The following is a 21590-nucleotide window of genomic DNA, read 5'->3' on the forward strand; positions in this document are numbered from 1 at the left end:
TACTAACGGAGGATACAGCAGGAGAAATAAATTCATCGAAGGAGGGATTCGCGTTGACGGAAGCGAAGTCTTCGACCCTCTATTTGCGTTTGCGCAAACGGATCGGCATCAAGCCTAATCAAATAGTCACGTTAGGAGCGGCTGCGAGGCTGTTTGCAGCCGATCCGGAGCTGGAGCAGCGGCTTCATTCGCTCGTGCTTCACCGGCACCGCCCGGAGGACGGCAATCGCGTCGTGATCGACATGCTGCAAATCGTCAAGGCCATACACGACGCTGCACCCGATGTTGAGGTGGAGACGTTCGGCGATCCGCAGATGCTCGTCATTGTCGCGGATACGCCGCCCAAGCCCCGCATTGCCGTGCTCATTGCATCATGGCTGCTGCTGTTCTTCGGGGCTGGCCTAGCCATTATGAACTTCCATACGGACGTCAGCATGAAGGAGGTGCATCAGCGGATAACGGAGCTCGTGACGGGAAAGAAGGCAGAGCACCCGTTATGGTTCCAAATTCCGTATTCGCTGGGCATCGGGATCGGCATGCTGGTGTTCTTCAATCATCTGTTCCGCAAGCGGCTGAACGAAGAGCCGAACCCGCTGGAGGTGGAGCTCTTCATGTATGAAGAGAACCTGAACGCTTACGTCATTGCGGAGGAAATGCGCATGAAGAATGCGCGCGGCGAAAGGAAGAACCAATGATAAGCTGGGCGGGTTACCTGTTTATTATCGTGCTCGGATTAGCCGGCGGCATCGCGGTTGGGAGCGGCCTGGTATCGCTTCTGATCGTCCTGGACTTGATTCCCCGGCTGGCACAGCTGGGGCAAGCCTTCCGGAAGTCGGCCTGGTTCGAAACGGCGGTCGTCTTGGGCGCGGTTTATTGGTCGCTGGCTGATTTTATGGACTGGAACATTACGCTGCCGCGGATCGCGACGCTTCTCATCATCGGTTTGCTTGACGGCATATTCGTCGGTATGCTGGCTGCCGCGCTGACCGAGGTGATGAATGTGCTTCCGATCATGGCTAAACGGCTGAGGCTGCAGGCTTTTCTCACCTCGTTCGTCATGGCGATGGTGCTCGGCAAGGTCGTCGGCTCTTTATTCGACTGGCTGGTGTTTCAATGGTAGACCGGGTATTCGGAAGGGATGCATATCGAAAGGAGAGGGTAGAACATGGGCGGTAGCGACAACGAAACGGGCGAGAGGGAAGGAACGAAATTCAAGAAGCCGATTCAGATCTTCACTCATGAGGCGCAAGAGGCGGATCCGGTAGAAGCTGCAAACGAAGAGACCGGCAAGGATAAGGTGGAGGCCGAAACCGCCGAAGAAAGCCAGGCGCAGCATGAATTCGGCGAAGAAGCGGAGAAGCATGGCACGTTCATCGAAATTGAGGAGATCCCGATTATCGCTCATGTCAAGAAAGACGGCAGGAAGGGCAAAGATCAGAGAACGGACAAGCCGGAGCCGGTGCCGATCCCTGACCGGATCGAAGATTATATCGAGAAGCTGGAAAAAGAAGCCGGGTATAAAGTGAGCTTCGACGTCATCGTTCGCGAGATGACATTCGGCGAGAAGCGGACGGCGCTGTTCTTCATGAACGGCTTCGCCAAGGATGTGGTTCTAACCGAAGTCTTGACGCGCCTCACTTATTTGCAGCCGGACGACTTGTCGGGGGACGCCTTCCGCTCGTTCCTGGAACTGTACGTGCCTGCCGTACAGGTGATGCAGGAGCATGATTGGAACGAAATGATGACGGAAGTGATGGCCGGTTCATCCGCGCTCTATATTGACGGGGAGCCGGCCGTTCTTATTATCGATGCCAAGATATTCCCGAGCCGGGGGCCGGAAGAACCGTCGCTGGAACGCGTCGTGCGCGGCAGCCGCGACGGTTTCGTCGAGACGCTCATGATCAACGTAACGCTCGTCAGACGCAGACTGCGGGACAAGCAGCTTCGATATGAAATCATGCGAGTCGGCGAACGAACGCAGACCGACGTCTGCATCGCTTATATCGATGATATCGTGGATAAACAGCTGGTGGAGTCGATTCGCGACAAGATCTCGCAAGTGAAGCTGGACGGCTTGCCGCTTGCGGACAAACAGCTTGAAGAGGCGACGGTACAACGGGGGTGGAGCGCATTCCCGCTCGTGCGTTATTCCGAGCGGCCGGATGTGGTGGCCGTCCAGCTGTTGGAAGGGAATGTGGCCGTCTTCGTCGATACGTCGCCCAGCGTCATGATTTTGCCGACGACGTACTTCGATCATGTCCAGCATGCGGAAGAAAACAGGCAAACGCCGTTCATCGGCACCTATTTGCGGTGGGTCAGGTATTTTGGGATATTGTCGTCGCTGTTCCTGCTGCCGCTCTGGTTTCTGTTTACGCTTCAACCGGAGCTCAAGCCGCCTATGCTGTCTTTCATAGGCGCGGAGAAAGCGGGAAAGATACCGATGGTTGCGCAGTTTCTGCTTGCCGAGGTCGGAGTCGATCTGATGCGCATGGCGGCCGTGCACACGCCTGCGCCGCTTTCAACCGCAATGTCGCTCATCGCGGCAATCCTGATCGGGGATATCGCAGTCAAGACAGGTCTGTTCATCAACGAGGTCATCCTGTATATGGCGATTGCGGCCATCGGCATGTTCGCAACGCCAAGCTATGAGCTGGGACTAGCCAATCGGATCGTTAGGCTTAGTCTTATCGTGGCCGTCGCCCTGTTCAAGGTTCCTGGCTTTATGCTGGTCACGACGCTGATTATGATTAGGCTTGCGACGGGGCGTTCCTTTAATCGTCCGTATATGTGGCCCTTTATCCCTTTCGACCTAAAGGGGATGATGGGCGTCATGATCCGCATGCCGGTGCTGTATAACAGAACGCGCCCGAACCTGCTGAAGCCGCAGCAGCGGGATAAGATGCCGAAGACCAAGGGGCGCTGATCGCCTGACACAAATAATGCAAATGAAATGCGAATTTATCCATTTATCCGGGCGGTCATCCTGTTGTATACTGATGTTCAATGGTGCAAACTAATCAGTGGATAACATGGAGAACGACGGAGGGAATACGATGTATTTACACGGTACCAGCAAAATTAACGCGCAAGGGCATCTGGAAATCGGCGGCTGCGATACGACCGATTTGGCTAAACAATACGGAACGCCGCTATATATTGTGGACGAGGCGCTCGTCCGCCAGCGCGCGCGCGAATATGTAGAGTCGTTCCGGGCATCCGGCCTGAAATTCCAGGTTGCTTATGCAAGCAAGGCATTCAGCGTCATGGCTATGTGCGCCATTGCCGAGCAAGAAGATCTGTCGCTGGACGTCGTGTCCGACGGCGAGCTGTACACGGCGCTCAAAGCCGGTTTTCCGGTGCAGCGCATTCACTTCCACGGCAATAACAAGACGCCGGACGAAATCAATATGGCGCTCGATGCCAACATTGGCTGCTTCGTCGTGGATAATTTCGTCGAGCTGCAGCTGCTGAACGCGCTGGCCGGCGATAAGGGCAAGAAGGCGAACGTGCTGCTGCGCGTGACGCCGGGCGTCGAAGCGCATACGCACGACTATATCTCGACAGGCCAGCAGGATTCGAAGTTTGGCTTCGACCTGGCGAACGGCTCGGCCTATCGCGCGATCCAGGAGACGGACGCGCTTACGAACCTGGAGCTGCTGGGCGTTCATTCCCACATCGGTTCGCAAATTTTCGAGGTGGAAGGATTCCAGATGGCCGCGGCCAAAGTGGCGGAGTTCGCCGTACAAATTCGCAGCGAGCTGGATGTGACGTTCCGCGTCATCAACTTGGGCGGAGGTTTCGGCATCCGTTACACGGCGGAAGATAAGCCGCTTCCGGTTGCGCAATATATTAAAGCGATCACGGATGCGATCAAAACCAACTTCTCCGAAGCCAATTATCCGCTTCCGGAAATTTGGGTTGAGCCGGGCCGCAGTATGGTCGGCGATGCCGGTACGACCTTGTACACGATCGGCACAAGCAAAGATATTCCGGGCGTCCGCAAGTACATCGCCGTCGATGGCGGTATGACGGACAACCCGCGTCCGGCGCTATATGAGTCCAAATACGAGGCGGTCATTGCAAACCGCGCGAATGCGCCAATCGAAGAAACGGTTACGGTTGCGGGCAAATGCTGCGAGAGCGGCGACAAGCTCATCATCGACTGCGAGCTGCCGAAAGCCGAGATCGGCGATCTGTTGGCTGTATTCTGCACGGGCGCGTATAACTATGCAATGGCGAGCAACTACAACCGGATCCGCCGCCCGGCCGTCGTCTTCGTGAAGGACGGACAGTCCGATGTGGCTGTCAAGCGCGAATCGCTGGACGACATTGTCGGCAATGATGTGATCCCCGCCCGCATGAAGCAAGCCTCGACGGCAAAATAAAAAATACGAATATCCAATTGGAGGACGCACGTCCCCAGTCATGAGGTCCCCTGGATCGCGACGGCAGGTCGCGGTTATCCAGGGGACAAGCTTTTATTATGGGAAACGTTCATGGTATAATGACCGTGTTTGCCTTAAGGGGCTTGAAGAAATGCAGGGCGGAACGTTAATCAAGAGCTGAGAGGATGGATTACAATGGCAAAACAAGCGAATATTAAATTGGCGAACGGAGCCGAAGTGACGATCGAGCTGTTCGAGAAAGATGCGCCAAACACGGTAGCGAATTTCGAGAAGCTGGCGAATGAAGGCTTCTATAACGGTTTGACTTTCCACCGCGTTATTCCGGGCTTTGTCGCACAAGGAGGCTGCCCGCAAGGTACAGGCACGGGCGGTCCAGGCTACACGATCAATTGCGAGATCAACCCGAACAAGCATGAGCGCGGCACCTTGGCCATGGCGCACGCCGGCCGCAACACCGGGGGCAGCCAGTTCTATATCTGCTACCAGCCGCAGCCGCATCTTGACGGACAGCATACGGTGTTCGGCAAAGTGACCAAAGGCATGGAGCATATTGATGCGGTACAAGGACGCGACAAGATGGAGAAAGTCGAAGTTGTCGAGGTTTAGACCGTAGAAGGTTAACCGCTCATAGAGATAGCCCGCGCTGGCGAAGATCCGGCGCGGGCTATTTGTGTTTTAACCGGAATGGGTTCGTTGTAATGCATGTCTGGCGAGCCGGGCATGCTTCTTATTTCGATGGTTTTGAAAATAAGTTGCAATTTTCATGGCAGAGTGGTAACATTTTTTCAAAGTATCAGCAGCTTTCCTTCGGGGTCGGGTGAAATTCCCAACCGGCGGTGATCAAGGGCGACGGTCCGCTGCATGTCGACAGACATGCGCAGCCTTCGCATTTGTCAGTCCGTGACCCGGGCCGCATCAGCCATTCGCCATAAAGGCATTGGTTCGTGCGGAACGGTGGACCTGGTGAAAATCCGGGACCGACAGTATAGTCTGGATGGGAGAAGGAGACGGCTATTGTACATCATTTTTACGTTCTGCTCGCTTTGTTCATTTTTTCACAAAGCTTGGGCGGTTTGTTTGAATGCGTCTTTAGTCATTCCCTGACATCATCACCCCGTCGGCATTTTGCGGCAAGGGGTGATTTTTTATTTCCTTGGAAGTGATGAACGACGCTTATTATATGCGTTTAGCCTTAGATATGGCATCCAAAGCAAAGGGACAGACCGAGATTAATCCGGTTGTCGGATGCGTAGTCGTCAAGGAAGGGCGAATCGTCGGGCTGGGCGCCCATCTGAAGCGCGGTGAAGGGCATGCGGAGGTCCATGCGCTGCAGATGGCCGGACGCGAAGCGGAGGGCGCGACGGTTTATGTCACGCTTGAGCCCTGCAGCCATTACGGGCGCACGCCCCCGTGCTGCGAGCGAATCATCGAGGCCAAGGCTTCGCGTGTCGTGGTGGCCTGTCTCGATCCGAATCCGAAGGTCGCCGGCCGCGGGGTTGCGCGTCTGCGGGAGTCCGGCATTGAGGTTGGCGTAGGGCTCCTGGAGAAGGAATCGCTGGCGATGAATGAAGCGTTCAACAAATATATTACGACAGGCCTGCCGTTCATAACGCTGAAGACGGCCATGACGCTGGACGGGAAGATCGCCGCCAAGACCGGAGACAGCCGCTATGTCAGCGGTTCTGAAGCAAGGGAGCGGGTCCATACGATGCGTCACCAGCATAGCGGCATTATGATCGGCGTCGAAACGGCGCTCGCGGATAACCCGGAGCTGACGACAAGATTATCGGTGCCCGGCCTGCATCCCGTACGCATTGTCGTCGACTCCCAGCTTCGTCTTCCTCCGGATTCGCGCTTGCTGCTGGACGCATCCGCGCCGGTTATACTGCTGACGACAGAAGGAGCTTCCCAAGACAAGCGCGCCGCTCTGGAAGCCAAGGGCGCAAGCGTCATTGCATGCGGGCCGGGTCCACGGGTAGACTTGGCCTACGGAATGAAGAAGCTCGGCGAGCGCGAACTCGGCTCGGTATTGCTTGAAGGCGGCGGAAGGCTTAACGGGTCCATGCTGGAGCTCGGGTTGGTCGACAAGATTGTGCTGTTCATTGCGCCGAAGCTCATTGGCGGTCAATCTCCCGAAGCGTTCACATTCGGCGGATTCGATCGGATGGCTGATGCGGTGCCGCTTAGGCATATGACGACCGAGCAAATCGGCGATGACCTATGCGTAAGCGGCTATCCCGTTTATGCGACCGTGCAGACGGAGCAAACCGGCGGCTAGTCCTGCGGCAAGATACAGGCAGTAAGGAGGGAATCATCGTTGTTCACAGGTTTAATCGAGGAAATCGGAACGTTGAAGCGCGTTTATAAACAAGGCGAGGCGATGATGCTGACAATCGGGGCATCCCGCATTCTGTCCGATGTGATGATCGGGGACAGCATCTCGGTTAACGGGGTCTGCCTAACCGTCACGGAATATAATGCGGCCTCATTCACCGTCGACGTTATGCCGCAGACGTTCCGGCATACGAATTTGAAAGATATCCGATCCGGCGAGAAGGTCAATCTGGAGCGGGCGATGAAGGCGGGCGGAAGGTTTGGCGGCCATATCGTGCAGGGGCATGTCGACGGAACGGGAATTGTCGAATCGCGGACGGCGGATGCCAATGCGGTCGTATTCACCATTCGCCCGCAAGATTCGGGGCTCATGCGATATATCATTTCACAGGGCTCCGTTACGATTGATGGAATTAGCTTGACCGTTACGGAATGCCATGAAACGGGCTTCTCGATCTCGATCATTCCGCATACGCTGCGCGAGACTGTGCTGCAAGAGAAGCAGACGGGGAGCGTCGTTAATATCGAGTGCGACCTGCTCGGCAAGTATGTTGACCATCTGCTGCATTATAAGGGTGCAGGTCCGCGCAGCAGCGGCGGAGATTCCGCCGGCGCCGCGGGTGCAGGCGGCGTCAGCAGCACGGGCAAAGGGCTGACAGCCGAATTCTTGGCAGAGAACGGTTTTCTATAAGCAAGTCAACCAGGTTGTACGATAAGGAGGGGATATCATGAACCACCAAGGACAGGAAGACGAATCAGTTAACCAGCTTGGACGCGAATTCGACGCGATCGAGGACGCCATCTACGATCTGATGCTTGGCAAGCCGGTTATCGTGGTCGATGATGAAGATCGAGAAAATGAAGGCGATTTGATCGCATTAGCCGATAAAGCAACACCGGATGTCATCAATTTCATGATTACGGAAGCCAGAGGTCTGGTGTGCGTTCCGATTACGAAGGAGAGAGCGGAGGAGCTCGATCTGCCGCAGATGGTCGCGCGCAATACGGACTATCATGGAACAGCCTTTACCATCTCGGTGGACCATATCTCGACGACGACCGGCATCAGCGCATACGAGCGCTCCCAGACGGTGAAGGCGCTGATCGATCCGACGACCAAGGCGGAAGACTTCCGCCGTCCCGGACATATCTTCCCGCTGGTCGCGAAGAAAGGCGGCGTGCTCCGTCGGGCGGGCCATACGGAGGCTGCTATTGACCTGGCGCGCATGTGCGGCTCCAAGCCGGCTGCGGTCATCTGCGAAATTATTAAAGAGGACGGCTCGATGGCGCGTCTGCCGGATCTGATCCAATTCAAGAAGCGTCATGGGCTGAAGCTGATCTCCATCCGCGATATGATCCATTACCGCAATGAGAAGGAACAGCTCGTCGAACGCGCGGTGGATGTGAAGATGCCGACCGACTTCGGCATGTTCCGGGCCGTCGCCTATACGAACGAGGTGGACAACAAGGAGCATGTCGCCCTTGTCAAGGGAGAGATCAATCCCGATCAGCCCGTTCTCGTCCGCGTTCACTCTGAATGTCTGACAGGCGACGTGTTTCATTCCAACCGCTGCGACTGCGGACCGCAGCTGGCTGCGGCTCTCAAGCAGATCGAAGAGGCGGGCAGCGGGGTACTGCTGTATATGAGGCAGGAAGGACGGGGGATCGGACTGATCAACAAGCTGAAGGCATATGAGCTGCAGGAGCAGGGATTCGACACGGTCGACGCGAATATTAAATTAGGCTTTGCGCCCGATTTGCGCGATTACGGCATCGGCGCCCAAATCTTGAAGGACCTTGGCGTACGCAAGATGAAGCTAATGACCAACAATCCGCGCAAAATCCGCGGGCTGGAAGGGTACGGCATCGAGGTTGTCGAACGCGTGCCGATTCAGATGGAAGCGAATGAGAGTAATACCAATTATTTGCGCACGAAGAAGGCAAAACTCGGCCATATGCTTGAATTCGAGATTTAATTATGTTATTAATGAAACTCGGCAGTAACTAAGACTAGTGAACGAAGGAATAGAGCACATAACACTTCGCAGGCAGAATGTACTTTCGATCGCTCCAGAATCATTCTCCCTGTCCGCTCGTTGTACCTTTCTTTCGTTCATTCCATAATCATGTACAATATGCTTGACCTATAAAAACAACTTATGGAGGAATATAAATATGCCGCATGTATATGAAGGACACTTAATTTCGCAAGGGCAGCGTTACGGAATCGTAGTCGGACGTTTCAATGAGTTTATTTCGAGCAAGCTGCTCGGCGGTGCGCTGGACGCCCTGAAGCGTCACGGCGCCGCCGACTCCGATGTTCACGTTGCCTGGGTTCCGGGCGCTTTCGAAATTCCGCTAATCGCGCAAAAGATGGCGGAGAGCGGCAAATACGACGCAGTCATTACGCTCGGAGCCGTCATTCGCGGATCAACGCCTCATTTCGATTACGTCTGCAGCGAAGCAGCCAAGGGGGTTGCGGCGGTTAATCTGAAGACGGGCATTCCAACCATCTTCGGCGTGCTGACGACCGATTCGATCGAGCAGGCTGTTGAACGCGCCGGTACGAAAGCGGGCAATAAGGGCTGGGAAGCGGCTGTAACGGCAATTGAAATGGTTAACTTGACCAAGGCGCTGCAAGAATAGATCGCAGCCTTGGCAAGTTATGATTAAACAAGCATAGGAGGACCGCACCATGACGGTGACGTACAAACTGGAATCGTTCGAAGGTCCGCTTGACCTGCTTCTTCACCTGATCGATAAGGCGGAGATTGACATTCACGAAGTGTCCATCAGCGAGATTACCGACCAGTACATGGACTACTTGAATGCGATGCAGGAGCTGGAGCTCGAAGTGACCAGCGAGTTTCTCGTCATGGCGGCCACACTGCTGTCCATAAAGAGCAAGCAGCTGCTGCCGAAGATGCCGGTCATCGAGGACGAATACGACGATATGTGGGAAGACGACGGTCTCGACCCGCGCGACGAGCTGATCGCCAAGCTGATCGAATACCGGAAGTACAAGCAGATCGCCGAGCAGCTTCGGGATAAAGAATTCGAGCGCAGCCTCGTGTTTACGAAGGAAGCGGAGGATCTGACCCCTTACATGGGCGTCATTCAAGAAAATCCGGTCAAGGGGCTGCATGTGGACGATCTCATCCGGGCGTTTCAGAAAGCGATGCGCAAAGCTTCGCGTCGTAATATCGTGGCGACCGTGCATCGAGACGAAATATCGGTGAAGGATCGGATTCGGGATATCGTCGGGGTGCTGCGCGAGTTTGAAACGGTCCGCTTCTCGAAGCTAATCCGCACCGAGATGAGCCGGCATGAGGTCGTGGTCACGTTCCTCGCGCTGCTGGAGCTGATGAAGATGAAGCATATTCGCTGTTTTCAGCATCAATTATTCGACGATATCGTAATTCATTGGAGAGGGGAAGCGGCGGAAAGTGGAATTCTCGAAGTTGAAGACAGTTATTGAAGGCTTGCTGTTCATGGCAGGTGATGAAGGCTTGAACGCCAAGCAGCTGGCCGATATTCTACAGCTGGATGCCGCTGTCGCCGCGGATATCGCCAAAGATTTGATGCGGGAGCTGAAACGGAAGAATCGCGGCATTCAGGTGGCGCTGGTGGCAGGCTCATTCCGATTGACGACGAACCCGGAGCATTCGCCTTATTTCGAACGGATGGCCTATACGCCAACCCGGTCGAGCTTATCCCAGGCGGCATTAGAGACGCTGTCCATCGTAGCATACCGGCAGCCCATTACGCGAGTCGATATCGAAGAAATTCGCGGAGTCAAGAGCGACCGCGCCATTCATTCGCTTGTGATTAAAGATCTAATCGAAGAGGTGGGCCGCGCGGAAGCGATCGGCAGGCCGATTCTATACGGCACGACGAAGTCGTTTCTGGATTATTTCGGCCTTGCCGGGCTTGACGCGCTGCCGGAGCCGACGGCGGTAGACGACGATTCGCTCGATGAACAGACGCAGATGCTGTTCGAGAAGCTGGAGAACCGTCAAATTACGATGGACGAGATGCCCGTCGAGGCGGAGGACGACGGCGACGTAATCATCGATGAACGTGTCATTGAAGAGGCGCCTGGCAGCGAAAGCCGGTAAGCGCGAATGCATGCGTCAATGCATGAGATCTGTACCTAAGGTCATACTATATCCGACCATAAACAGGGAAATGGGGGAATGAGGCCCATGCTTGGTTATCCGTACGGGTGGTTGATCGGGACAGGTCTCTTTTTTTTGCTCGTTGTTACCGCACTCCTGTCTTCACTTGTATTTAGCGCCCATGTGAAACGAATCGGGGACAACGATCATGCCGAGCTTCGCGTGCGCGGCTTGTTTGGTCTTCTTCAATATCATCGGGAACTGCCCGATATCCGCTTGAAGGGCTTCATGATGGAAATGAAGAGCGAAACGACGGAAGAGAACATCGGCGACCGCAATACCGATTCCTCCAAGAAGAATGTGAATAAGGATACGATCCTCAAGGCGCTGGAGCAATCCCAGAAGCTGCTCAAGGAAACGAAAGGGCTGCTCGGATGGGTTAAAACAACGCTTGGCCATGTGCGTCTGACGGAATGGAGCTGGCATACCGCAATAGGCGCCGGCGATGCGATGTGGACGGCGATGCTGACCGGTACGGCTTGGTCTGTCAAAACAACCGCAATCGGCGTCTTGTCCCAGCTGGTGCGCTTGCAGGCGAATCCGAAACTGTCGGTCGTACCGGTGTACCAGCAGCCATGCTTCAATACGGAATGGCGGGTAAAGGCGAAGATCAGGCTGGGCTATGCGATAATCGCCGGATTTTTCCTGCTGCGGAGCAGCTCGAATTTAAAAGGATTGAAAAAAGATTTATTCCTCTGGGGGCGGATTTTACTGAAGAGCTAAGACCAGCCGTACCGCAAGGATCGATACATACTCAACCCTCATTGTGAGCACAATACAGAAAGCGTAGGTAAGTCCTTATCTATATCGCTACCCGGGCATATGCCTTGCGAAGTTCAATTTTGCTGCGATGACGGTAGTATGAGCGTCGCTTCACAACACGGTTCAGGAGGAATAAACAATGGCAGAACATCCGATACAAGGTCTTATGCAAACCGCAATGGAAAACATCAAGGGCATGGTTGATGTGAACACCATCGTGGGCGATCCGGTGCAAACGCCGGATGGCAGTGTCATTATGCCCATTTCAAAGGTTGGTTTCGGATTTGTTGCCGGGGGCAGCGACATCCGGTTTGACGGAAGCGGCAATCAGAGCTCCATATCGTCGAACGACGCGCACAATGCAGCGGTCTCCCTTCCGTTCGGCGGCGGCAGCGGCGGCGGCGTATCGATTACACCGATCGCCTTCCTGGTCGTAGGCACTCATGGCGTTCGCGTCGTGCCGCTTGACAACCAGACACATCTGATGGAGCGGGTCATCGACTCGGCGCCCCAGGTGTTCGATAAGATTCAGGAAATGTTCAACCGCGGCGGACGGTCCGTCGACGAAGTGCTCATTGAAACGCCCGATGGCCATTTGATCTAAAAAAAATGCTGCACAAAAATAAGCCGGGTTATGATAACCGGCCAAGCAAGAGGGAAAACTGCTCATCAGAGGGCAGTTTTCTTTTTTTTGCATGCCCGCTCGTCAGGGCTCGGACATATCCGCGGGCTCCGTTCATATAATGGTACAAGACCCGGGCCATTGTTGCGCCCCGATTACGAGGAGGAAACGTGCGAAATGAGGCTCGATCGTAAATGGATGCGGCTCTTAGGAGCGCTCATCATGGGATGGATTGCTTGGGCTATTCCCCTTGGTGCCGAGGCGGTTGTCGACAAGGGTACTCCACGGATCGGCACCGATGCCAAGGCAGCTGCATTGATTGACGTGGAATCCGGCCGTCTGCTGTACAGCAAAGCGGGCGATACCCCTATGCGGATCGCCAGCTTGACAAAAATAATGACGGCGATCGTTGCCATCGAACATGGCAAGCTGTCCGACAAGGTGAAGACGAGCAAGCGGGCTTTCGCCAAAGAAGGGTCCTCCATCTATTTGAAGCTGGGCGAGGAGATGAGCCTGCAAAATATGCTGTACGGCTTGATGCTGAGATCGGGCAACGATGCGGCAACGGCAATCGCCGAGCATGTCGGCGGATCGGAGGAAGGGTTCGTTCATCTGATGAATGAGAAGGCGCGCATGCTGGGCTTGACGAACAGCCAGTTCATGAATCCCCACGGGCTTGACCAAGAGGGGCATTACTCATCCGCCAACGACCTTGCGAAGCTGACGGCCTATGCCTTACATAATCCGACGTTCAAAGCCATCGTGAAAACACCGGTGAAAACAGCGCCGAATCCGAACGACGAATGGGAGTACAAGTGGAACAATAAAAATAAAATGCTGCATATGTACGAAGGGGCGGACGGAGTCAAGACGGGGTATACCAAAATGGCGCTGCGCTGTCTGGTCAGCTCCGCAACCCGCAACGGCCAGCAGCTGGCAGCCGTCACGATCAACGACCGCAACGATTGGGTGGATCACTCCAAAATGCTGGATTGGGGCTTCGCGAACTATCCGCTTGTGGAAATTGCCCATAAAGGCCAGCCCATCAACGGTTATCCGCTTGCCGTAGGGCGGACGGTTCGCTATCCGTTCGCGGCCGGCGAGAAGGAGGAGCTTCGTTCCAAGCTGATCTTAATCCCGCAAAACTCGGCCTATTATACACTGGGAGAACGCGGAACGATCGAATGGTATGTCGGAGATAACAAGATCGGTTCGACAATGGTGTACGAGCCGGCAGGTGTCCGTATGTCGGTGCCGGAACGCGACACGGCAACATGGTCGGACGCGTCCGCCGCGGACTCGTTTCAACCATGGGCCCATACGTTTGGCGGCGCGTTGAAACGGGTGCTGTCGGCATTATTCGGAGGGATGGAGGGGGCGTAATGGTCAACTGGATCTGGTTGTTTTTTATCGTGGCCAGCTTTATCGCAGCGGCTCTGACGGGAAGAATGGAGGCGCTCACCGAAGCGGCCTTCGAAGGGGCGAAGAGCGGAGTCACGGTCAGTCTGGGACTGATCAGCGTCATGGTCTTCTGGCTCGGCCTCATGCGCATCGCGGAGGATGGCGGTCTTCTCAGCAAGCTGGCATCCCTGCTTCAGCCGGTCGTCCGGTTTCTGTTCCCGGATGTGCCCAAGGGACATCCGGCTCTGGGCTATATCATGAGCAACATGAGCGCGAATATACTGGGTCTGGGCAATGCGGCTACGCCGATGGGAATCAAGGCGATGCAGGAGCTGCAGAGTTTAAACCCCGACAAATCGACCGCAACGCCTGCCATGTGCACGCTGCTTGCGCTTAACACGTCCAGCATAACGCTGGTTCCGACTACGCTCATTGCGATACGGATGACGTACAGCTCCGCTCATCCTGCGGAGATTGTTGGGACGACGCTGGCAGCGACGCTGATTGCGACGGCGGCGGCCATTCTGGCGGACCGCTGGTACCGGTCACGGTCGGGTCCGCCGAACTGGAAGGATCATAGCGGCAAAGGGAACCGTTCGACGACGGAACGTCCGGAAACATCTCTGACCTTGACCGGCGGCAGGGCCGGTCCTGCGGCAAGCGTTGATGGAGGACTGACTGCAGGCGGCGGAAAGGGTGAGGCTGTTGTATGAATGGATAACCTTAATATCCGCGTGGACCATTCCGTTCATGATTGTCTTTATCCCGCTATACGCGGCGTTTAGGAAGGTTCCGGTTTATGAAACATTTCTGGAGGGCGCGAAAGGCGGCTTCGATACCGCCATAAACATCATTCCGCATTTAGTCGGGATGATGGTGGCGATCAGCATGTTCCGCGCTTCCGGCGCGATGGACATGCTCTCGGGGCTTATCCGGCCTTTGTTCGATTATTTCGGCGTGCCCAGCGAGGTGCTTCCGCTTGGAATGCTGCGTCCGTTAACCGGAGCGGGTTCGCTTGCGTTCACAACGGAGCTCATCAAGACCTACGGGCCCGATTCTATGATAGGACGCATCGCTTCTACTATACAGGGAAGTACGGATACCACGCTGTACGTATTGACGGTTTACTTCGGAGCGGTCGGCATCCGCCGCAGCCGCTACGCCCTGAAGGTCGGTTTATTCTCCGATCTCGTCGGATTTGTCGCCGCCATTATCATTTGTTTGTTTGTATTCGGATGAACTCATCTATTCACCGCTTTTAAGTCTATCGGATTTCAGTGTCGATTACGTCGAGACGCTGAAGCCCGGTAGACTTATTTTTTGACAAGTTTCCTTATTTTCCGATTTTGGGGTATGATGAAGAGTGAGGTGAAATCATTGGAACGATTACAAAAAATATTAGCTCAGGCCGGTGTCGCTTCGCGGCGCAAGTGCGAGGAGCTCATCCTTGCCGGACAAGTCCAGGTGAACGGAGAACCGGTGACGACGCTGGGGGTCAAGGCCGACCCTGCGGTAGACGTCATAACGGTTAACGGCAGGGCGATTCGAAACGAGAAAAAGCTGTATCTCATGCTAAACAAACCTAAAGGGGTTATCACGAGCGCCAAAGATCCGCAGGGACGCAAGATCGTATCGGATTATCTTCCCGGTATTAAGGAACGGGTATATCCGGTCGGGCGTCTGGATTACGATACGGAAGGCTTGCTGCTGCTGACGAATGACGGCGAATTCGCCAACCTTCTGACACATCCGAGCCATCACGTGCCGAAGACGTATATGGCTACGGTGAAGGGGGTTCCTCACGGCACCTCGCTGGAGAAGCTCCAGAACGGGATTCAGCTGGAGGACGGCATGACGGCTCCGGCCGAGGTAGAATACCATGATGTCGACACCGATAAGAAGCAAGCGACGATCACGATCACGATCTATGAGGGGCGGAACAGGCAGGTGCGCCGGATGTTCGATGCGATCTCGCATCCCGTAACCCGCTTGAAACGGATCAAATTCGGCGATCTGCTGCTGCAGAATCTGGCACGGGGTACATACCGGCATTTAACGGAGAAGGAAGTTCAGGAGCTGCGCGACATGGCTCATAAGACACATAAAATTCAAAAATAACGAACGGCGGCAATCTAATTGCCGTTCGATTTTCGTTATAATGACAATTGTGAGTTTAATAAACAATGTTGGGCGGTGACATGTACAGTTGGGAAAAAACCGCAGAACGATACAAATTGTCATTTTGCTCGGCGTCTTGCTGCTCGGAGGTTATGCGATCGGCAAGACACTTTTTGTGAGCGATGAAGGTCTGCCGAAAGCGGGTGAAGCGCCGCCTGACTTCGCGCTGCTTGGGACGGACGGACAAGTCCATCGGCTTGCCGACTATAAAGGCAAAGCGCTTGTCATTAACTTTTGGGGTACATTCTGTCCGCCCTGCGTCATTGAAACACCGGAATTTCAACGGCAATACGAGAAGTGGAATGGCCAAGGCAAGCCCTTCGAAATTGTCGGCATTAATCTGAGCGAGGACGACTTGACGGTCTCAAGCTTCGTGAAGGAGTACGGCTTGACGTACGATATCTTGCGCGACCAGCGCAATAAAGTCGAGACGCTGTACGGAGTGAGATCCTATCCGACGACCTTCTTCATCAAGCCCGACGGAACGATCATGGACATCTACGTGGGCGGGATGACGGAGAAGGACATTGATGAGCGCGTCAAGAAACTGCTTCAGTCCTAAGCCAGGGAGGTCAATCCTTTGTTGTCATTTGAAAATACGAAATGCGAGTGCGGCCATCAGAACCCGGTCGGAACCGTACTCTGCGAGAGCTGCGGGAAGCCGCTGGATGCAAACGAGGCGGCTTCCGACGCTCCTCTTGAGATGAGATATGACGGGGTCGCAAGACGCTCGCAGAAGAGCAATCCTTCGATTATCGATCGGGTATGGAACTTTTTCTCATCGGTCAAAATTGCGGTTCGGATTATTATCATCACGCTCCTCGCTGCTATCGTCGGCACCATCTTCACCCAAGAGAACGCATTCGTCTCCTTCGATCCTTCGACCTACTACGAAGATAAGTACGGATGGATTGGCAAGTGGTATTATAAGCTCGGCCTATCCAACACGTATGAATCATGGTGGTTTATCGGTCTCCTGGTCATGATCGGCACCTCGCTCGTCATCTGCAGCCTTGACCGTGTGCTGCCGCTTTACCGGGCGCTCAGCAAGCAGCAAATCCGCAAGCATCCGCAGTTCATCAACCGCCAAAAAACGGTATACTCCGCCGATCTGGGCAGCGATTCGGAAGCATGGGTCGATCAGATGGAGGAGCAGCTTAAGCGGAAGCGCTACCGCGTTCACCGGGATGGGTCGGCGCTGCTCGCGGAGAAGGCGCGCTTCAGCCGTTGGGGACCGTATATCAACCATATCGGCCTGATTGTATTCCTGCTTGCCGTTCTTCTGAGAACGATCCCAAGCTGGTCCATGGATAACTACGTATCCATTCCCGAAGGAGATACGGTCTCGATTCCGCACACGAATTATTTCATTAAGAACGAGGATTTTACGGTCGATTACTATAAGGATGAAGAATTGCCTGAGGAGTTGAAGGGAACAAGCCGAGCGAAGCTCTACGAGACGAAGGCAGTCTTGTATACGTGCAGCGAGAATTGTGACGACCCTTTGCTTGAACCGAAGCTTACGGAGGTCACTCAGCACGACATTAAGGTCAATCATCCGCTATCTTACAAAGGATTGAAGATCTATCAATTCGGCTACGACGACAGACCGAAGCTAAAAGCGGTCAAGCCGGTGCTGATCGACAAGGAAACCGGACAAACCTACGGGCCGTTCGATTTGCCGATGCTCGATCCGGAGCTTACCTACAAGCTAGGACCGTACACGCTCGAATTGAAGAAAAAGTATATGGATTTCGTCATTAACTCCGCCGGGGAGCCTGCGACGCAATCGAGGGAGCCTAACGCCCCAGCCTTCGTCTTTCTGCTCACGGGGCCGGACCTGCCCAAGGAAGGCGTGCCGTACATGTACTTCCCGAAACAGAACGACAAGATCCGCTTCAGTCAGGATGCCATTAACGGCGACATCGGCAAGCGATTCGAAATTAAAGTCCCGAAGATGGAAGACATAACCTTCGCGCCTGTCGTTACGACATTGAACGTGCGTGTCGATAAAGCGATGCCATACATCTGGGTCGGAGCGGGTATTTCCATGCTTGGCCTGCTGCTCGGTTCCTACTGGCAGCATCGCAGAATTTGGCTTCGGGTGGATAATGGCCGGGTTGCGCTTGGGGCACATACGAATAAAAACAATTACGGCATGCGTGCCGAGGTCGCTGCCGTACTGGGCAAGACAGGCATCGATGTAGAGCCGAAGTCGCTCGATAACGGGGGGAACAAATCGTGAGTTTAGTTGATTTCAGCAGCGACGCGTTTATCGTCGCATTCTTTCTATATTGCTTTGGATTTCTCTTCTACGGCGTTGCGATCATCGGCCGCAAGTTCAGCAACCGCAACCCGGATGAGCATATGCACAAATGGGGGCGGATCGCATTCATTACGTCCGTCCTGGGCTTCATCGCCCACCTGACCTTCTTCTTCACGAGATGGGCGGGCGGGGGGCATATTCCGACCAGCAACATGTATGAATTTATGACATTTCTGGCGATGATGGTCATGCTGGCCTTCATCGTTGTCTATGCGATCTACCGGAAGCCGATGCTTGGCTTCTTCACACTGCCGCTTACCGTCATTATCGTGGCGTTCGCGGCCGTGTTTCCGCAGGAGGTGCAGCCGCTCATTCCGCCGCTGCAATCGATCTGGCTGAAGGTTCACGTTACGACGGCGGCGCTCGGCGAAGCGTTCTTCGCGGTCGGATTCGCGGCGGGTCTCATGTACCTGCTGCGTGTCGTCGATTTTAACTCCAAGGAGAAATCGATGCGAATCCAGCAGCGCTGGGTTGAGTTTACGCTCTACGTGGTCGTGATCATCATCGCCTTCATCGGTTCCGTGTTCGCTTTCCGGGGAATGGGATATGAAGCGCACTTTATACAGGAAACCGTCGAAATCTCCAGTCAAGGGGTGGAATCGACGACGACGGATGACGTGAAATATTCCATGCCGCCTATTGTGAAGCCTTACAACAGCCAAGTCCAGTCCATGGATAGTTTCCTAGGCATGAAAGAGCCGCTGTTCGAAACGCCTTCATGGATGAAGGGCGTCGATGCGGCACGGAAGCTGAACACCATCGTCTGGTCGATCATTAACGGGACGATCTTGTACGGCCTGATCCGCCTCGTCCTTCGCAGACGGATCGGAGCGGCTATCCATTCCGTCATGGATGGCGTAGACCCGGAAGACTTGGATGAAATCAGCTACCGTGCGATCGCGATCGGCTATCCGATCTTCACGCTCGGCGCGTTGATCTTCGCCATGATATGGGCTTACATTGCTTGGTCGCGCTTCTGGGGCTGGGATCCGAAGGAAGTATGGGCCCTTATTACATGGCTGTATTATACGGCATACCTGCATTTGCGTTTGTCACGCGGCTGGCACGGCAAGAAATCGGCATGGATTGCGGTGATCGGGTTCGTCGTCGTGATGTTTACGCTGATCGGGGTTAACCTCGTACTCGTTGGTCTGCATTCTTACGCAGGTGTATAATAGATTTATGATCCGCCATTGAAAGGAGCGTCTCTCGTATGACCGAACAGATACACCGCATACTCATCGTTGACGATGAAGAACGGATTCGCAGGTTGCTTAAGATGTATTTGGAAAAAGAGGGCTATATGATCGAGGAAGCCGAGGACGGGGAATCCGCCCTGCGATTGGCCTCTAACAGCGATTTCGATCTTATTCTGCTTGACGTCATGCTTCCGGGCATTGACGGCATCGAGGTCTGCTCACGGCTTAGACAGGTCAAAGCGACACCGGTCATCATGCTGACGGCAAAGGGCGAAGAGATGAACCGGGTGCAGGGCTTCGAGGTGGGCGCCGACGATTATGTCGTGAAGCCGTTCAGCCCGCGCGAAGTCATCTACCGCGTCAAGGCGATTCTGCGCCGTTCTTCGGCAACGGCATTCCTGACGAAGGAAGCGTTGACGAGCAACAATATCGTGTTCCCGCATCTCATTATCGAGCATGACGCTCACCGGGTTATGGCCGGGGGTCAAGAGGTCAGCCTGACGCCCAAGGAGTATGAGCTTCTTCACTATCTGGCAATATCGCCGGATAAAGTGTTCTCTCGCGAGGAACTGCTGAAGGATGTATGGAACTATGAATTTTTCGGCGATTTGCGAACGGTCGACACGCATGTGAAGCGGCTTCGCGAGAAGCTGAACAAAGTTTCGCCGGATGCGGCAGCGATGATCACAACCGTTTGGGGCGTCGGGTATAAACTCGAAGTGCAGAAATAACCAATGATATGGCGCAGTGTAGTCGGCAAGCTGTGGATTACCATTATTTTGCTCGTAGCCGTTGTGCTAATCATGCTGGGGATGTTCCTGCTGCAATATATTGATATCGCGTTTACCAACTCCCATCAAGTGAAAGTGCTGTTCGTCTATACCGGGATCATCGGATTTCTGCTCTCAACTTTCTTTGCGTTCTTCCTATCTACGAAAATAACGCAGCCGCTTATTCAGATGAAGACGGCGGCCGATCTGATCGCTCAAGGAGAGTACCGGACACGTGTTCCGATTCGGTCCACGGACGAAATCGGAGACTTGGCGAACACCTTCAACCATATGGCATCCGAGCTCGATACGCTGATCAAGGATTTGAATCATGAGAAGGATCATCTGTCCAGCGTATTGCGGAGTATGGCGGATGCCGTAATAACCTTGGACGCGAACGGTCAAGTCATCCTGGCCAATCCGCCCGGGCAGCAGCTGCTCAAGCGCTGGAACGAGCTGGAGTGGACGGAGGATAGTATGGAGCAGCCGTCCCGGGATGCTTCGCAGGTGCCTGAGCCGCTGTACGAGCTCTATCGCACGATTCTGCAGGATGGCCGCGATATGACCGACAAGGTGCATGTGCAAAGCGCCGTCTGGTCGGTCGTCATGGCTCCGCTCAAATCGGATGATACTATTCGGGGCGCCGTTGCGGTTATGCGCAATGTAACGGAAGAATCGAAGCTGGAGAAGCTGAGGAGCGACTTTGTCGCGAATGTGTCCCATGAGATTCGGACGCCGCTCTCGATGCTGCAGGGCTACAGCGAAGCGCTGCTGGACGATATTGCAGCATCGCCGGAGGAACGCAAGGAACTGGTCCAAGTCATTCATGATGAGTCGCTCCGGATGGGGCGCCTCGTGAAGGATTTGCTGGATTTGGCCCGGATGGAAGCAGGCCATATTGAGCTTAGGTATGACCAGGTCAACCTGACAGCGCTAATGAAGCGGGTGCACCGCAAATTTTTGGTTTACGCCAAGGAGCGCGGCATTGAACTAATCATTAACCTGCCGGAGTCGGACTTGTATTTACAAGCCGGAGACGAGGATCGTCTGGAGCAAGTGCTGACCAATCTGCTGGATAACGCGCTTCGCCACACGCGGAGCGGAGCCGCAATCAAGATTGCAGCCCAATATGGCAGCGTAGGGGGCAAGACCTTCGCCGAGCTCAAAATTCAAGACGAAGGCCAGGGGATTCCCCAGGAAGATCTGCCGTACATCTTCGAACGCTTCTACAAGGCCGATAAGGCGCGCACGCGAGGGGCCTCTTCGGGCGGAACCGGTCTTGGACTTGCTATCGTCAAGAATATTATCGAGGCCCATCGCGGCCGGATTGATGTGATGAGCGTCGTTGGCAAAGGTACAACATTCACGATGCTGCTTCCTGTCGAAGCACAATAGATTCTGAAACAGCGTTCCC

At 54.6% G+C, this 21590-nt stretch carries 22 protein-coding genes and 1 riboswitch; all 22 genes read left to right on the forward strand.

The genetic code is table 11. From position 1 onward, the window contains the following. Positions 1-53: 53 nt before the first annotated feature. Positions 54-695, forward strand: coding sequence for a stage V sporulation protein AA (locus L1F29_RS11205; protein ID WP_258388392.1), 642 nt, complete (start codon positions 54-56; stop codon positions 693-695). Then, positions 692-1120, forward strand: a complete 429-nt coding sequence (locus L1F29_RS11210) for a stage V sporulation protein AB (RefSeq protein ID WP_258388393.1) — start codon at positions 692-694, stop codon at positions 1118-1120. The genes L1F29_RS11205 and L1F29_RS11210 overlap by 4 nt, the downstream gene beginning before the upstream one ends. Before the next feature lie 45 nt (positions 1121-1165). Then, positions 1166-2923 carry a spore germination protein gene (locus tag L1F29_RS11215; RefSeq protein WP_258388394.1) on the forward strand — a complete coding sequence of 586 codons (1758 nt, stop codon included), beginning with the start codon at positions 1166-1168 and terminating at the stop codon, positions 2921-2923. A 130-nt stretch (positions 2924-3053) separates the two neighbouring features. After that, on the forward strand, positions 3054-4385 hold the full coding sequence (gene lysA / locus L1F29_RS11220) for a diaminopimelate decarboxylase (RefSeq protein ID WP_258388395.1): 1332 nt from the start codon (positions 3054-3056) through the stop codon (positions 4383-4385). Between the two features lie 195 nt (positions 4386-4580). Then, positions 4581-5012, forward strand: coding sequence for a peptidylprolyl isomerase (locus L1F29_RS11225; protein WP_258388396.1), 432 nt, complete (start codon positions 4581-4583; stop codon positions 5010-5012). Positions 5013-5205: 193 nt separating this feature from the next. Next, a riboswitch (FMN riboswitch) is annotated at positions 5206-5416 on the forward strand. Positions 5417-5586: 170 nt separating this feature from the next. Then, positions 5587-6684, forward strand: coding sequence for a bifunctional diaminohydroxyphosphoribosylaminopyrimidine deaminase/5-amino-6-(5-phosphoribosylamino)uracil reductase RibD (gene ribD / locus L1F29_RS11230; protein ID WP_373876498.1), 1098 nt, complete (start codon positions 5587-5589; stop codon positions 6682-6684). Between the two features lie 39 nt (positions 6685-6723). Beyond that, positions 6724-7431, forward strand: coding sequence for a riboflavin synthase (ribE, locus tag L1F29_RS11235; RefSeq protein ID WP_258388398.1), 708 nt, complete (start codon positions 6724-6726; stop codon positions 7429-7431). Between the two features lie 37 nt (positions 7432-7468). Further along, positions 7469-8716, forward strand: coding sequence for a bifunctional 3,4-dihydroxy-2-butanone-4-phosphate synthase/GTP cyclohydrolase II (locus L1F29_RS11240; protein ID WP_258388399.1), 1248 nt, complete (start codon positions 7469-7471; stop codon positions 8714-8716). Positions 8717-8915: 199 nt separating this feature from the next. Then, positions 8916-9386, forward strand: a complete 471-nt coding sequence (gene ribH, locus L1F29_RS11245) for a 6,7-dimethyl-8-ribityllumazine synthase (RefSeq protein WP_258388400.1) — start codon at positions 8916-8918, stop codon at positions 9384-9386. Positions 9387-9435: 49 nt separating this feature from the next. Beyond that, positions 9436-10218, forward strand: a complete 783-nt coding sequence (locus L1F29_RS11250; protein ID WP_258388401.1) for a segregation and condensation protein A — start codon at positions 9436-9438, stop codon at positions 10216-10218. Continuing rightward, positions 10187-10858 carry an SMC-Scp complex subunit ScpB gene (gene scpB, locus L1F29_RS11255; RefSeq protein WP_258388402.1) on the forward strand — a complete coding sequence of 224 codons (672 nt, stop codon included), beginning with the start codon at positions 10187-10189 and terminating at the stop codon, positions 10856-10858. The genes L1F29_RS11250 and scpB overlap by 32 nt, the downstream gene beginning before the upstream one ends. An 87-nt stretch (positions 10859-10945) precedes the next feature. Continuing rightward, positions 10946-11641 (forward strand): DUF2953 domain-containing protein, encoded by a 696-nt coding sequence (locus tag L1F29_RS11260; RefSeq protein ID WP_258388403.1) that lies wholly within the window; start codon positions 10946-10948, stop codon positions 11639-11641. A gap of 178 nt (positions 11642-11819) precedes the next feature. Then, positions 11820-12284 carry a GerW family sporulation protein gene (ytfJ, locus tag L1F29_RS11265; RefSeq protein ID WP_258388404.1) on the forward strand — a complete coding sequence of 155 codons (465 nt, stop codon included), beginning with the start codon at positions 11820-11822 and terminating at the stop codon, positions 12282-12284. 195 nt (positions 12285-12479) lie between these two features. After that, positions 12480-13685, forward strand: a complete 1206-nt coding sequence (locus L1F29_RS11270; RefSeq protein WP_373876499.1) for a D-alanyl-D-alanine carboxypeptidase family protein — start codon at positions 12480-12482, stop codon at positions 13683-13685. Beyond that, entirely contained in the window at positions 13685-14416 is a 732-nt protein-coding gene (locus L1F29_RS11275) for a nucleoside recognition domain-containing protein (RefSeq protein WP_258388405.1), read from the forward strand. Before L1F29_RS11270 ends, L1F29_RS11275 begins: the two co-directional genes overlap by 1 nt. 37 nt (positions 14417-14453) lie before the next feature. Continuing rightward, positions 14454-14942, forward strand: a complete 489-nt coding sequence (locus L1F29_RS11280; RefSeq protein ID WP_258389668.1) for a spore maturation protein — start codon at positions 14454-14456, stop codon at positions 14940-14942. Positions 14943-15080: 138 nt separating this feature from the next. Next, the gene (locus tag L1F29_RS11285) at positions 15081-15821 is read left to right on the forward strand and encodes a pseudouridine synthase (RefSeq protein WP_258388406.1); all 741 of its coding nucleotides are present in this window, start codon (positions 15081-15083) and stop codon (positions 15819-15821) included. An 88-nt stretch (positions 15822-15909) separates the two neighbouring features. Next, positions 15910-16443, forward strand: a complete 534-nt coding sequence (locus tag L1F29_RS11290) for a redoxin domain-containing protein (RefSeq protein ID WP_258388407.1) — start codon at positions 15910-15912, stop codon at positions 16441-16443. Positions 16444-16461: 18 nt separating this feature from the next. After that, entirely contained in the window at positions 16462-18126 is a 1665-nt protein-coding gene (gene resB / locus L1F29_RS11295) for a cytochrome c biogenesis protein ResB (protein WP_258388408.1), read from the forward strand. Beyond that, entirely contained in the window at positions 18123-19382 is a 1260-nt protein-coding gene (ccsA, locus tag L1F29_RS11300) for a cytochrome c biogenesis protein CcsA (protein ID WP_258388409.1), read from the forward strand. The genes resB and ccsA overlap by 4 nt, the downstream gene beginning before the upstream one ends. A 38-nt stretch (positions 19383-19420) precedes the next feature. Next, the gene (locus tag L1F29_RS11305) at positions 19421-20137 is read left to right on the forward strand and encodes a response regulator transcription factor (RefSeq protein WP_258388410.1); all 717 of its coding nucleotides are present in this window, start codon (positions 19421-19423) and stop codon (positions 20135-20137) included. A gap of 3 nt (positions 20138-20140) precedes the next feature. Then, on the forward strand, positions 20141-21571 hold the full coding sequence (locus L1F29_RS11310; protein ID WP_258388411.1) for a HAMP domain-containing sensor histidine kinase: 1431 nt from the start codon (positions 20141-20143) through the stop codon (positions 21569-21571). The last annotated feature ends 19 nt before the right edge of the window (positions 21572-21590 follow it).

It is taken from the genome of Paenibacillus spongiae (genome assembly GCF_024734895.1).
Taxonomy (GTDB): Bacteria; Bacillota; Bacilli; order Paenibacillales; family Paenibacillaceae; genus Paenibacillus_Z; species Paenibacillus_Z spongiae.

Coding starts and splice junctions, on each gene's coding strand:
- L1F29_RS11305 (WP_258388410.1), top strand. CDS start 19,421: ATGACCGAACAGATACACCGCATACTCATCGTTGACGATGAAGAACGG.
- L1F29_RS11275 (WP_258388405.1), top strand. CDS start 13,685: ATGGTCAACTGGATCTGGTTGTTTTTTATCGTGGCCAGCTTTATCGCA.
- L1F29_RS11250 (WP_258388401.1), top strand. CDS start 9,436: ATGACGGTGACGTACAAACTGGAATCGTTCGAAGGTCCGCTTGACCTG.
- L1F29_RS11260 (WP_258388403.1), top strand. CDS start 10,946: ATGCTTGGTTATCCGTACGGGTGGTTGATCGGGACAGGTCTCTTTTTT.
- L1F29_RS11310 (WP_258388411.1), top strand. CDS start 20,141: ATGATATGGCGCAGTGTAGTCGGCAAGCTGTGGATTACCATTATTTTG.
- L1F29_RS11225 (WP_258388396.1), top strand. CDS start 4,581: ATGGCAAAACAAGCGAATATTAAATTGGCGAACGGAGCCGAAGTGACG.
- L1F29_RS11210 (WP_258388393.1), top strand. CDS start 692: ATGATAAGCTGGGCGGGTTACCTGTTTATTATCGTGCTCGGATTAGCC.
- ribD (WP_373876498.1), top strand. CDS start 5,587: ATGCGTTTAGCCTTAGATATGGCATCCAAAGCAAAGGGACAGACCGAG.
- L1F29_RS11280 (WP_258389668.1), top strand. CDS start 14,454: ATGATTGTCTTTATCCCGCTATACGCGGCGTTTAGGAAGGTTCCGGTT.
- ytfJ (WP_258388404.1), top strand. CDS start 11,820: ATGGCAGAACATCCGATACAAGGTCTTATGCAAACCGCAATGGAAAAC.
- L1F29_RS11270 (WP_373876499.1), top strand. CDS start 12,480: ATGAGGCTCGATCGTAAATGGATGCGGCTCTTAGGAGCGCTCATCATG.
- L1F29_RS11240 (WP_258388399.1), top strand. CDS start 7,469: ATGAACCACCAAGGACAGGAAGACGAATCAGTTAACCAGCTTGGACGC.
- L1F29_RS11215 (WP_258388394.1), top strand. CDS start 1,166: ATGGGCGGTAGCGACAACGAAACGGGCGAGAGGGAAGGAACGAAATTC.
- ribH (WP_258388400.1), top strand. CDS start 8,916: ATGCCGCATGTATATGAAGGACACTTAATTTCGCAAGGGCAGCGTTAC.
- lysA (WP_258388395.1), top strand. CDS start 3,054: ATGTATTTACACGGTACCAGCAAAATTAACGCGCAAGGGCATCTGGAA.